This is a genomic window from Streptomyces sp. NPDC057565 (genome assembly GCF_042801455.1).
GTDB lineage: Bacteria > Actinomycetota > Actinomycetes > Streptomycetales > Streptomycetaceae > Streptomyces > Streptomyces yanii.
This window is the reverse complement of record NZ_JBHVFU010000002.1, coordinates 625095-637528: the sequence shown is the minus strand read 5'-3', so window position 1 is coordinate 637528 and position 12434 is coordinate 625095. Positions and strand designations below refer to the sequence as shown.

7 protein-coding genes, 2 tRNA genes and 1 other RNA gene are annotated in these 12434 nt (G+C 71.9%); 3 read left to right on the top strand and 7 right to left on the bottom strand.

All coding sequences use genetic code 11. The annotated features are described in order from the left end of the window. The first annotated feature begins 15 nt into the window (after positions 1 to 15). Positions 16 to 91, top strand: a tRNA-Gly gene (locus tag ACFU8W_RS06935). Positions 92 to 134: 43 nt separating this feature from the next. Here ACFU8W_RS06935 and ACFU8W_RS06930 read toward each other — a convergent pair. From ACFU8W_RS06930 to ffs, 6 genes are all read right to left on the bottom strand, one after another. After that, complete coding sequence (locus ACFU8W_RS06930) at positions 135 to 1034, bottom strand: phosphoribosylaminoimidazolesuccinocarboxamide synthase (RefSeq protein ID WP_384032868.1); 900 nt, start codon at positions 1032 to 1034, stop codon at positions 135 to 137. A 112-nt stretch (positions 1035 to 1146) separates the two neighbouring features. Then, entirely contained in the window at positions 1147 to 2610 is a 1464-nt protein-coding gene (locus tag ACFU8W_RS06925) for a N,N-dimethylformamidase beta subunit family domain-containing protein (protein ID WP_266983430.1), read from the bottom strand. A 187-nt stretch (positions 2611 to 2797) separates the two neighbouring features. After that, positions 2798 to 4561, bottom strand: a complete 1764-nt coding sequence (locus ACFU8W_RS06920) for a hypothetical protein (RefSeq protein WP_384032865.1) — start codon at positions 4559 to 4561, stop codon at positions 2798 to 2800. Positions 4562 to 4841: 280 nt separating this feature from the next. Continuing rightward, on the bottom strand, positions 4842 to 6092 hold the full coding sequence (gene purD, locus ACFU8W_RS06915) for a phosphoribosylamine--glycine ligase (RefSeq protein ID WP_384032863.1): 1251 nt from the start codon (positions 6090 to 6092) through the stop codon (positions 4842 to 4844). Positions 6093 to 6173: 81 nt separating this feature from the next. Next, the gene (locus ACFU8W_RS06910; protein WP_384032861.1) at positions 6174 to 8351 is read right to left on the bottom strand and encodes a DNA polymerase III subunit gamma and tau; all 2178 of its coding nucleotides are present in this window, start codon (positions 8349 to 8351) and stop codon (positions 6174 to 6176) included. Between the two features lie 135 nt (positions 8352 to 8486). Next, positions 8487 to 8583: signal recognition particle sRNA small type (gene ffs, locus ACFU8W_RS06905), an RNA gene on the bottom strand. A 109-nt stretch (positions 8584 to 8692) separates the two neighbouring features. On the opposite strand from ffs, the gene ACFU8W_RS06900 reads away from it, so the two are divergent. Then, positions 8693 to 8780, top strand: a tRNA-Ser gene (locus ACFU8W_RS06900). A 79-nt stretch (positions 8781 to 8859) separates the two neighbouring features. On the opposite strand, the gene ACFU8W_RS06895 is transcribed toward ACFU8W_RS06900, so the two are convergent. Next, a complete protein-coding gene (locus tag ACFU8W_RS06895) occupies positions 8860 to 9168 on the bottom strand; it encodes a tyrosine-type recombinase/integrase (protein WP_384032859.1) in 309 nt (102 codons plus the stop codon). 536 nt (positions 9169 to 9704) lie between these two features. On the opposite strand from ACFU8W_RS06895, the gene ACFU8W_RS06890 reads away from it, so the two are divergent. Further along, the coding region (locus ACFU8W_RS06890) for a hypothetical protein (protein WP_384032857.1) at positions 9705 to 12434 on the top strand (2730 nt) is incomplete at its 3' end.

The window sequence follows — 12434 nt, the reverse complement described above, 5'->3', positions numbered from 1 at the left end:
CGCGCTTCGGCGCATGCGAACGTAGCTCAGCTGGTAGAGCGCAACCTTGCCAAGGTTGAGGTCGCGAGTTCGAACCTCGTCGTTCGCTCCACACAAGAAGGCCCCGGTCCTGCGACCGGGGCCTTCTTCATGTCCTACTGCCAGGTGTTGCCGGTGAGGAGTTCGTACGCCTCCAGGTACTTCGCCCGGGTCGCGTCGACGATCTCCTGCGGCAGCGCCGGGGGCGGCTGCTCGCTCTTCCGGTCCCAGCCGGAGGCCGACGAGGTCAGCCAGTCGCGCACGAACTGCTTGTCGTACGAGGGCTGAGCCTTGCCCGGCTCCCAGGCAGCGGCCGGCCAGAAGCGGGACGAGTCCGGGGTCAGCACCTCGTCCGCGATGATCAGGTCCTCACCGTCGAAGCCGAACTCGAACTTGGTGTCGGCGAGGATGATGCCGCGCTCGCGGGCGATGTCGCGGGCCCGGGCGTAGACGTCGAGGGTGGTGCTGCGCAGCTGGGCCGCGGTCTCCGCACCGACCTCGCGCGCCACTTCCTCGTACGACACGTTCTCGTCGTGGTCACCGACGGCCGCCTTGGTGGCGGGGGTGAAGATCGGTTCCGGGAGTTCGGATCCGTCGACGAGCCCCTCGGGGAGGGCGAGTCCGCAGACCGTACGGGACTCGTTGTACTCGACGAGGCCCGAGCCGGTGAGATAGCCGCGGGCGACGCACTCGACGGGGACCATCCGCAGCGACTTGCAGATCAGCGTCCGCCCGGCCCAGTCGGCGGGGGCTCCGGCGGGGAGCTCCGTGGACAGGACGTGGTTCGGGACGAGATCGGACAGCTGGTCGAACCACCACAGCGAGAGCTGGGTGAGGACGCGGCCCTTGTCGGGGATCTCGGTGGGCAGGACCCAGTCGTACGCGGACATACGGTCGCTGGCGACCATGACGAGGTCGCCCGCCTCGTTCCGGTACAGGTCGCGCACCTTGCCGGTGTGGAGGTGGGTGAGTCCGGGGACCACCACCGGCTCGGGCTTTTCTACAAATCCGGACACGCTGCCTCCGCGTAGGTTGATCCAGGAGTCGTTCCGATTCTCCCGTATCCGGTGGGATGGGGTGGAGCGGGGGGGTTGAGGGCCACCCGCGGATGACTCCGGACGCCCCCTCTCAGCCGCGTTTGCAGATGCGGTCGAGGAGATTGGCGGTGGCGCGCTGGATGCGGGTGTCCACGTGCCCCGGGCGGTCCAGGGCCGGGGACCAGGCGAAGGTGCCGGAGGCGAAGACGAGGGCGCCGGACGGGGCGCGGTAGAGGGACGTCTCCTGGTGGCGCGTCGCGCCTTCGCCGTCCCGGTACGGGGAGTGGGCGAGCAGAATGCGGTTGTCGTGCTCCGGGAGGGCGGTGCGCGGGAAGTAGCGGTCGGCCTCGCCCGCTACGAGTCCGTCGATCTCGTCGCCCTCGCCCGCCCCGGTCGCGTCCCAGAGCCAGTGCTCCGCGTTCCGCACGACCAGAGGGTGGGGGTCCGGGACACGGCCCGCGTACTGGATGCCGAGGAGCTGCTGCTCGGCCCGGTCGACCTCGCGCCAGAGCGCGGGCCTGCCCGGGCCGCGGCGTTTGCGGCAGGTGAGCAGGCGGTCCGGGACACCGGACGGTGACGGGGAGAGGCTGACCTGCCAGTACATGGAGTTGGCGGAGAGGAAGACGAGCGAGGTGCCGCCGTCGCGCGCCGCTTCCACGGTGCGGCGCATCGGGACCGACCAGTACTCGTCGTGGCCCGGGAAGACCAGGCCCCGGTAACGGCCGACGTCGATCCGGCCGGCGTGCAGATCGCGGGTGTCGGCGTACGCGATGTCGTAGCCGTACCGCTCGGCCCAGCGGATGAAGTCGTAGGCATGACCGACATGGAGGGGCAGGCCCGCGCCCGCGTACGGACGGTCGAAGGAGACGGTGACCGCCGCGTCCTCCTCGCCGAGCAGCCGTCCCTGTTCGTCCCACGCGTGGTAGAGGCTGGCGCCGGTGCGGCCGTCCTCGGGGTAGAGGTTGTACGCCTGCCAGGTGATGTCCGGCAGGACGAGCAGCAGATCGGCCGGGTGGTCGTCGCGGACCGTGAACGGGATGTGGGAGCGGTAGCCGTCGACCGTGGTGAGCACGGCGACGTAGGCGCCTATCGACCAGTAGGCGGGAATCTGCAGCCGCCAGGACTGCCACCAGTGGTGGCAGGAGACCGTGCGGTCGGCGGTGAGCGGGGCGGGCTGGACGATGCCGGAGAGCCGCGGGCTTGTGGTGATCTTGGCGGCGCCGTCGCCCCCGTAGTGACCGATGCGGTAGATGTCGACGGTGAACTGCTGCGGCGGGTCCACGGTGATGTGGAAGTCGATCGCCTCACCGGGGGCCGCGGCGCCCGTCGAGATGAATCCCTTGATCTGACGGTGGACGTCGTCGGCGGTACGGGTGCCTCCGCCGGTGGAGCCGCGGGCCAGGGTGGGATCGGCGTACCAGGGGACGACCTGGCCGGTGTCGTCGAAGTAGTTCTCGCTGCCGCGGAGCCAGGGCAGGGGGCCCTGGCCGAACGGGTCGGAGACGGCATGCGCGAGGGCACCCGATTCCCATCGGCGAATCTGCTCCGCCCCCATGGCGCTTCCCTCCCTCAAGTCCCCCAGAACAACAGTGGTGCGTCGACTGTCAGCGTCGATCCCCAGCACATCACATAACGCATGCACTCCGTCACCGTTCGTCGCGAATTGATGAGAAAGGAGCGCTGATTTCCGGATCCTGTGACCGGCGAGTCCATGACCCGCAGGTACGGAGTCCACCCGTGAGTCAGACGAGGCGGACGGGTTTGTCGGTGCGGACGCCCACCGAGGCGAGCCACGAACGCAGCGGTCCGGCGTCGCCGTCCTCGACCAGACTGAGGACCGGGCTGCCGAGATCGGCCCGGCGCTCGCCGTCGACCAGCAGCGCGGGCCCGTCGAGCCAGTCCAGGCCGGGCGCCGCACCTGCCGTGTCCACGGCGGCGCAGCAGACCATCGCCGCGACATGGTCGGCGAGCAGCTCCGTACCCGTACGGGGCGGCTGGAGCGGGAAGAGCGGCAGCGGGTCGGGTCCCCAGAAGTCCAGGACATCCCCGCCGGAGGCCGTGCAGGCGCCGGAGACACCGGCCGCCGCGGGTCCCGGCGGGAGCTGCGGGGCCGTGGCCTCCTCGCGGGCCACGGCGGCACTGATCCCCGCGGCGAGCTCCTCGCTGCGGCCGCCCCGGCCGGCCAGATGCTCGACGACCCGAGCCAGTGTCGGCACGGCGACGTCCACGGGATCGGCGCCCTGCGATCCGTGGGTCGCACGGGCTCCTTCCTCCGCCGCGGCCGCCGGCGCATGCCGTACGCCCAGTGCGTCCAGGACGCGGTGGAGACGGGCCGCTTCGGTGCGCCACTTCCGGTCGACGACCTCCTCCGGATACTGCTGCCAGTCGACCGGGGACCAGCCGGGACCGGTCTCGGCCGGACCGCCGTGGAAGAGCCGGGCGGCCAGCAGCGAGGCCGCTTCGTCGGCCGCTCCGGGCTCCTCCAGGAGGTCGCAGGCGGGGCGCTCGCCGAGCCGGGAGGCGAAGCCCTCGGCGAGCCGGTCGCGCCGGGAGAGCTCGGTGAGGGCGGAGACGACGCCGGCGTCGAGCCGGGACGGCCAGCGGCCCATCCGCCAGGCCGGCAGCGCGACCCGGGTGAGCAGCCGGTCCCAGCCCGCGTAGGCGAGACCGACCTGCTCCTGGGCGACGATCCGCAGCCCGTAGTCCACAGCCTGTGCACGCTCGGACGCGGCGGCGGCGACAGCCCGCTCCATTGCCGCGGCATGACCACGACAGGTACGGAGCAGCAGCCGGGCGATCCAGCCGACGAAGCGGCGCGGTACTCTGCGCAGCGTCGCGAGCGGTCCGGGCACGGGAGCGTCCGCGTCGGCGACCGCGCCGTCCAGACCCCGTACGAAACGGCGGGCGGCGGCTATGTCGGGATGGGCGGAGGAGCCCGTGCCCGCGACGACCGGGGCGAGCACCGCCCGTAGCTCCGCGACCCGCATCCACCACAGGAACGGCGAACCGATGACGAGCACGGGCGCCGCCTGCACGCCATGACGGCGGCTGCCGGAGACCGCGGGGCGGCCCATGGAGCCCTCCGCCCGCTGCGCGGAGGGGTGGGTCCGGTCCTCCAGCCAGCTGTCGCAGTCGGGCGTGAGAGCTATGGCCGACGGCGCGGGGACACCGAGCCGGTCGGCGAGGTCCCGGACCAGCCGGTAGAGATCGGGGGCGGCCTGCTCGCTGAGCGGGACCGTCGGACTGACCGCAGGTCTCGCCCGTGCGATCGCGACCGAGACCGCGACGGCGCCCAGCAGCACGAGCGCGGCACAGGCCGTCACCACCCAGCGCACGGCGTACCAGCCGCCACCGCCGATACGGCCCTGCGCACCCGCGACGAGCAGCACGACGGCGACCGCCGCCGGCAGCAGGGCCGCGGCCGTTGCCCTGCTGCGAATGCGCAGCAGGGCGAGCGCTCGGGCGCGCGCAGCCTGCGCGCCCAGCTCCTCACCAGTACCGGACACGGCCGGACGTCACCCCCTCTGCCCCCGCGGCGGTATTGCTCACTCCCCCACTGTGGCACCCGTCACAGACATCGCAATGCCGGTGGGCCAAGTGCCGGAATGCTTGCGCCGCACCCTAGTTGGGGCCTCGGCGGGCGTCATCCGGATAGCCCAGCCGTCACTCGATGGAATGGCTTTGGGTAAAGGTGCTGACGCGCCGGTACCCATAGGGCAAGGGCAAGATTTCGCCCCCTCGGGCCCGAGGCCCGAGGGGGCGAAATGGAGGTACCGGAGCGGCCGATCAGGCCTCGGCGGCCTTTCGGGCGATGTCCGTACGGAACTGAGAGCCGTCGAGCCGGATCCGGGCGGCCGCCGTGTAGGCGCGCTCCCGGGCGGTGGCGAGGTCCTCGCCCGTCGCGGTCACGGACAGCACCCGGCCGCCCGCGCTGACGATCGTGTCGCCCTCCCGCCTGGTCCCGGCGTGCAGGACGTACGCATGCGGAGCGTCCTGCGCCGCAACGTCGTCGAGGCCGCCGATCGGGTCACCCGTCCTCGGCGTGTCCGGGTAGTTGTGCGAGGCGATGACCACGGTGACCGCGGCGGCGTCACGCCACCTGAGCGGGGGCAGCTCGTCCAGGGTGCCGTTGGCGGAGCCCAGCAGAACACCGGCCAGCGGGGTCTTCAGCCGGGCCAGGACCACCTGGGTCTCCGGGTCGCCGAAGCGGGCGTTGAACTCGATGACCCGGACGCCCCGCGAAGTGATCGCGAGACCCGCGTACAGCAGCCCGGAGAAGGGGGTGCCACGGCGGCGGAGCTCGTCGACGGTCGGCTGCAGCACCGACTGCATGACCTCGTCGACCAGCTTGGGGTCGGCCCACGGCAGCGGGGAGTAGGCGCCCATGCCGCCGGTGTTCGGGCCCTCGTCGTTGTCGAGGGCCCGCTTGAAGTCCTGGGCGGGCTGGAGCGGCAGCACGGTGGTGCCGTCCGTGATCGCGAAGAGGCTCACCTCGGGGCCGTCGAGAAACTCCTCGATGACCACACGGTCGCAGGCAAGCGCGTGGGCGCGGGCCGCCTCGACATCGTCCGTGACGACGACACCCTTGCCCGCCGCGAGTCCGTCGTCCTTGACGACGTACGGGGCGCCGAAGGCATCGAGGGCCTCGTCGATCTCGGCAGGGGTGGTGCAGACATAGCTGCGGGCGGTGGGGACACCTGCCCCGGCCATCACGTCCTTGGCGAACGCCTTGGAGCCCTCCAGCTGGGCCGCCTCACCGGAGGGGCCGAAGCAGGGGATGCCCGCGGCGCGGACGGCGTCGGCGACCCCGGCGACCAGCGGCGCCTCCGGGCCGACGACCACCAGCTCGGCGCCCAGTTCGGTGGCGAGGCGCGCGACGGCGGCGCCGTCGCGTGCGTCGACCGGGTGCAGTTCGGCCACCTCTGCGATGCCGGCGTTGCCGGGAGCGCAGTACAGATCGGTGACGTCGGGGTCGAGGGAGAGAGAGCGGCACAGGGCGTGTTCGCGGGCGCCGCCGCCGATGACGAGGACCTTCACGGGGTGCAGCCTAGCCGCCGGGGCACGGCGCCCTTGACGGGCGCCGCTCCGTGGACACCCCGTGGAGCGGCTTCCGGACCGCTACTCGTTGGTGAACTCCTCGACGACCGTGGCGCCCAGCTCCCGGACGATCAGGTCGTGGCCGGAGAGGGCGGAGTCGACCAGGTCCGGGTCGTCCGCCTCGGGAATGTCGTCCTCGGGCGCGACCGAACGCGGCGGCTCGGGGGCGTGGTGCGGCTGGGGTGCGGGCGCCGCGGCGGGTGCGGGACCGGTGCCCGGCTGCTGGTGCGGGGCCGGCGCGGGTGCGGGCCGGGACTCGTACGGCTGCGGGGCGGGCGCGGCCGGACGCTGCGGTGCGGCTGCGGCCGAGGGCCGGCCGCCGCCGGTCTGCGGAGGCTGCCCCGCGCCGCCCGACGGGTCGACGATCGCCTCGACCTTCCACTGCATGTTGAACTGCTCGGCGAGTGCCTGCTTCAGCACGTCCTCGCTGCCGCTGCTCGCGAAGTTGTCGCGGGCGCCCGCATTGAGGAAGCCGATCTGCAGGGTGGTGCCGTCGAACCCGGTGACCTGCGCGTTCTGGCTGAGCAGGATCCAGGTGAACCGGCGCCGGTTCTTCACGGCCTCCAGGATGTCGGGCCACATGTTCCGCACCTGTGCGGCGCCCTGAGCCATCCCCGGGGCCGGCTCGGCGGCACCGGGAGCGGGCGCGGCGGCGGGCACGGGAGCGGGGGCGGAGGCCGCAGGCGTGACGGGGGCGGGGGCCTGACCGGGGGCGGAGGCGGTCGGCCAGCCACCGGGACGGCGCCCCGGCTCCGGCGCGGCCGCGGCGGGCCAGGCCCCGGGACGCTGACCGCCGGAGGGAGTCTCGGCGGGTGGCTGAGGTGCGGGGGCGGGTGCCACGTACTGCACAGGCTGCGCGGGCGCGGCCGGTGCCACGGGCGCGGCGGGCACGGGCGCGGTCTCGGGTACCTCCCCCCGTACCGCGGCCCGCGCGGCGGCGACGCCGCCGCCCGGCGGAACCATGGCCACGGGCGCGTGCGCCTCCGCCTCCCGCCCGGGTACGTACCCCACGGCGGGCCCGGCTCCGGCCGTCGCGAACGAAGCACCGCGCTCCAGCCGGTCCAGCCGGGCCTGCAGCGAACGCTCGTCGTCGAAGGCGGCGGGCAGCAGCACCCTGGCGCAGATCAGCTCGACCTGGAGACGCGGCGAGGTGGCCCCGCGCATCTCCGTGAGCCCTTCGTTGACGAGGTCGGCGGCGCGGCTCAGCTCTGCGGCGCCGAAGACGGACGCCTGGGCCTGCATCCGCTCGACCACGTCGGCCGGTGCGTCGATCAGGCCCTTCTCCCCGGCGTCCGGCACCGCGGCCAGGATCACCAGGTCGCGCAGCCGCTCCAGCAGGTCGGCGACGAAGCGCCGCGGGTCGTTGCCGCCTTCGATCACCCGGTCCACGACCTCGAAGGCCGCGGCCCCGTCGCCCGCCGCGAACGCGTCCACGATGGAGTCGAGCAGCGAGCCGTCCGTATAACCGAGCAGCGAGGTCGCCATGGCATACGTCACACCGTCGTCGCCCGCGCCGGCCAGCAGCTGGTCCATGACGGACATCGAGTCACGCACGGAACCGGCGCCGGCCCGCACGACCAGCGGTAGGACGCCGTCCTCGACGTAGCTGTTCTCCTTGCCGCAGACCTCGGCCAGATATTCGCGCAGCGTCCCCGGCGGTACGAGGCGGAACGGGTAGTGGTGCGTACGCGACCGGATCGTGCCGATGACCTTCTCCGGCTCGGTGGTCGCGAAGATGAACTTGAGATGCTCCGGCGGCTCCTCGACCACCTTCAGCAGGGCGTTGAACCCCGCCGATGTGACCATGTGCGCCTCGTCGATGATGTAGATCTTGTAACGACTCGACGCGGGCCCGAAGAACGCCTTCTCCCGCAGATCACGGGCGTCGTCCACGCCACCGTGCGATGCGGCGTCGATCTCGATGACATCGATCGATCCCGGCCCGTTGCGCGCGAGGTCCCGGCAGGACTGGCACTCCCCGCACGGCGTCGGCGTGGGGCCCTGCTCACAGTTCAGACAGCGGGCGAGGATCCGCGCGCTGGTCGTCTTCCCGCAACCGCGCGGACCGCTGAACAGGTACGCGTGATTGACCCGGTTGTTCCGCAGGGCCTGCTGCAGCGGGTCAGTGACATGCTCCTGCCCGATGACCTCGGCGAACGACTCGGGGCGGTAGCGGCGGTACAGCGCAAGGGACGACACACATACGAGGTTATCGGGGCCGACCGACAACCGGTCCCGGACCGGGAACACCGCCGGGGAAGGAGCGGCCGCACCGGGGAACGAGCGGCCGCGACGGCTCGCAGGCCGCGGGAATCGACGCCACGGGCCCGAACACGCAAGGGCCCCCCACGCACCCGCCAGAGCCAACCTACCCTTGCTGCCTTCCGGCCCTGGGGGAGTTCAGTCAGATAGCGCCACGTGAGGGGCTGGTTCCCACCTTAGCCGATCCCCACCCGGTCGAGTCCACCCGCCCGCCCTCCCGACCCCTCCCCGGGGAACGGGTTCGCGAGCACTCCTCAACGTCTTGTATTGTTTGCCGCGGAGGATTCGCCTAGTGGCCTAGGGCGCACGCTTGGAAAGCGTGTTGGGGGCAACCCCTCACGAGTTCGAATCTCGTATCCTCCGCCAGTGCCTCACCGGGCACGTTGTCGAAGGGCCCCGCAGCTTGCTGCGGGGCCCTTCGACGTTCGTAGTCTCCTCTGCAGTCTCAACGAGACTTCTCAGAGCCCTCCGGGCCGCTCTCCTCGGGGTTGGCCACTTCCCAGACAAGTCCCCCGACCCGCTGCGGAACGTCGGCGAGAATGCCGCCCGTCACATGCTGGTACCGGGCCGTCATCGCTGTGGACGACCAGCCCCTGATCTGCATCACGACCCGTTCGGGGACACCGAGGACGAGGAGCACCGTCGCCGCCGCGGTGCGCCGCGCATCGTGCAGGCACCCGTCCCGGACCTTGGCATCGGCGAGCAGCCGCTTCCACACGTCGTAGTCCGTACTCGGCACCAGCGGCTCGCCCACGGGGAAGTGAAGACGAACCCCGACTCGCGCCAATCCTCCCCAGCGATAGCCCGCTCGCGTTCCTGCCCCCTACGGTGGAGTCCACGCCCATGCCCCATCCGTGGCTGATCGGGCGGGACGAGCTGCTTCACGAACGCGTCACCCGAGACGAGATGCTGGATCACTGGCCGTACGGGTCAGGCGTGCCCTTCGCGTTCGGCTGCACCGGGGCTTCTTTGTTGCCCGGGACCGGTCCAGGCGCCTCGTATCGCAACAGGGCGTGCGTACTCCTACGTGCGTGACAACTGGCGCCCCATTACGGCCGGGTGCAGGACGCCACACCAACGCACCGTTCACCGGCACCCATTGGGCCGTCGAGTCACCGAAGCCGGTGACCTCCGGTCACGGATCGGTCGGCCTGCGCCATGTGTCATACAACCATCTGTGCCTCTTGGCGGTCATGCAGCCCGAACCTGTGATCTCCTGGGGGTTTCATGTTGTACCGCCCGCGTGCGGAAGGCAGATCCGGAACCGGATGGCCGCACGCCACCGCTCTGATGGCCACGCTGGCCATCCTGCTCTCGCTGCTGGTGCCGGCCGGCGCCGGCACCGCGTGGGCCGCCGGAACCGAGGAATGCGCACCTCTCCCGCTCGCCTCCATCGGCGGCACCGGGGAAGAGGCCATGGGCAAGGCGACGGTTCCGGCCAATGGGTCCGTCTGCTTCACCGTCGATGTCCAGCAGCCCGGTATGCACCGCGTCCTCACCGGCAACGACCTGCTGTACGCGCACGTCTACGACGGTGCGCAGGAAGTCCAGTGCGAGGACCAGAACGTCTCGTACTACAGCGGCTGGTGCGACCTGCCCCGGACGGGCGCGTACACGATCCGGATCCCCAACTACTGGGACGAGGAACAGGCGAGCACCCTCGTCGTCGTACCCCTCGGCGCCGCCACCGCCGACTGCGCCGGGGAAGCGATCCACACGCCCTTCACCTCGCCCGACGTCACCGGTACCGTTCCCGACCCGTTCACGGTCCGGTGCCACGGCCTCGTGGCCACGGCCGGTGAGCGGATCCGCCTCGATCCGCAGACGTACGACACGGCCGTCGAAGCGTGGATCACCGACGAGAGCGGCGCCCCACTCTGCCCGGCCTCCAGCGGGGACGACAATCCGGGCTGCGTCCTGCGCGGTGAGGGCCCGTACCGGGTGCTGGTGCGTGTCGCGAAGTCGCCGCAGGGCTACCCCGCCGCGTACGTCCTCGGGGCGCGCAGGCTGTCGGACCCGGTCGGCTGCGCCACCGTGCCCGTCAACGCCTACGGTTCCGCTGCGACCGTCGTGGACCCGGCCGTCGGCTGCAAGGTCTTCAGGGCCTCGACGGCCGGCCGCTACGACGTGTACCGCGTGGGGCCGGACGGCTACCGGTCCGCCACCCTCCTGTACGACAGCGCCGGGCGCACGGTCTGCCGGGGGAACACCTGCACCGTTCCGGCCGACGGTGACTACACGATCCTGACCGACGAGGCGACGCTCGTCCTGGACCGGAGGTCCACCGCCGGCTGCCGGCCCGCGCGCCTCGGCGTCAACGACGGAGCGTGGGCCTCGGGCGCCGCGGTGGACTGCCTGACACTGCCTCTGCCCCAGGGCGCCCGCATGGCCGCTCTCACGGCGTACACCGGTTTCGCGGCGACCCCGGACGTCACCGTCGTCAACGCCGACGGCGACACCCTGTGCTCCGGCTCCAGCCTCGCGGGTGGTTCCTGCGCCCTCACCGGCCCGGCCCCGTACCGCGCCCTCGTGTCCCACGGCGACGGCAACGCGGGAAACAAGACGTACCGCGTCGCGTTCCACCGTACGGACCCGGCCGGGAGCGGCTGCCAGGTCTTCCCCGCAGGTGACTTCACCGCCGCGACCGCGTCCGCGCGGCTGCGCACGGGCGCCGGCGCCGACGGGTTCTCGTACTGCCTGGCCATCCCCGCGGACGGGCACAGCGCCGTCGAGAATTTCCAGATGCGGACCGTCGCCGAAACGAACGGCGCCATGTTCTGGGTCCTCGACGCCGCGGGCAAGCAGGCCTGCTCCATGAACGCTTCGGCCGCTTCGGCCCCCGCGACCTGGACCACTTGCCACCTCACCCCCGGGGCCGCGTACACCGCGCTCTTCCGGGGCCGTGACGCCACAGCCGAACACACCCTGGTCCGCCGTGACGTCACCGGGACCGCCAAGGGCTGCACACCCACTCCGGCGACCACCGTCAACGGCCCCGCGACGCCGGGCGTCCCCGGGGAGCCGGGCACCCTGGTGTGCCACCAGGTCACCACGGCCGACCCGGCCAACGTCCTGCACCTCGATGTGCGCGACGCGCTCGGCACCACCAACATCCTGGCGCACGGACGCGACGGCGCCGTCACCACGTGCACCAACCGGAACAGGAGCTGCGCGGTCACCGGCTCAACCCGGTACCAGGTGCTGCTGACCGTCCCGTCGTCCCTGAAGGCCGCCGACTCGTACCGGCTCGACGCCCTGCGCATCGCCACGGCCGCCGGCCCGTCGCCGGAGTGCGTGAAGGTCCCGAACATCACGTACGGATACGGGCCGTTCACCGGCACGCTGGACGAGCAGCACACAGCGTTCTGCGCCCAGCTACCCACCTCGTACAACGACGCCTTCACCGTCAAGGTGAGCGACACGAACGGCGCGACCACTACCGCCGTGCCCGCCCTGTACGAGACCGACCTGGACAACACCTGCGCCGCCGCGTCCGGCGGCGAGAGCCGCTGCAGTCTGAACGGGTCGTACAGCACCCAGGTCGTCCCGACCCTCTTCGTCCTCGGCCTGCCCGAGAAGGCGTCCCAGACGCCCTACAAGGCGGAGCTGGTCTGCTCGACGACCTGTGGCACCGAGAAGCACAGCGTCACCGGCGTCACCCCGACCACGGGCGTCACCGGCACCAAGGTGACCGTCAACGTGTCGGGCTCGGCCCTGCACGCGGACGACAAGGTCCGGATCAGCTCCGGCGGCACAACGATCGAGTCGACCACCGTCTCGGTGGCGCCCGACCGTCGGACCCTCACGGCCACGCTCGACCTGACGAACGCGGCCACGGGCTCGTGGGCGCTCAGCGTCATCACAACCAACGGATGGCAGTACTCCAGCGGTCAGTTCACGGTCACCGCGCCCCAGCCCCCGGCCAACACAGCCGCCCCCACCATCGCGGGCACGGTCCGGGTCGGTACCGGTCTGGTCGCCCGGACCGGCACGTGGACGCCGACGCCGACGTCGTACACC

Bases quoted from the DNA above. Each gene is read 5' to 3' on its own strand.
- ACFU8W_RS06925 (WP_266983430.1), bottom strand. From the start codon at position 2,610: ATGGGGGCGGAGCAGATTCGCCGATGGGAATCGGGTGCCCTCGCGCAT.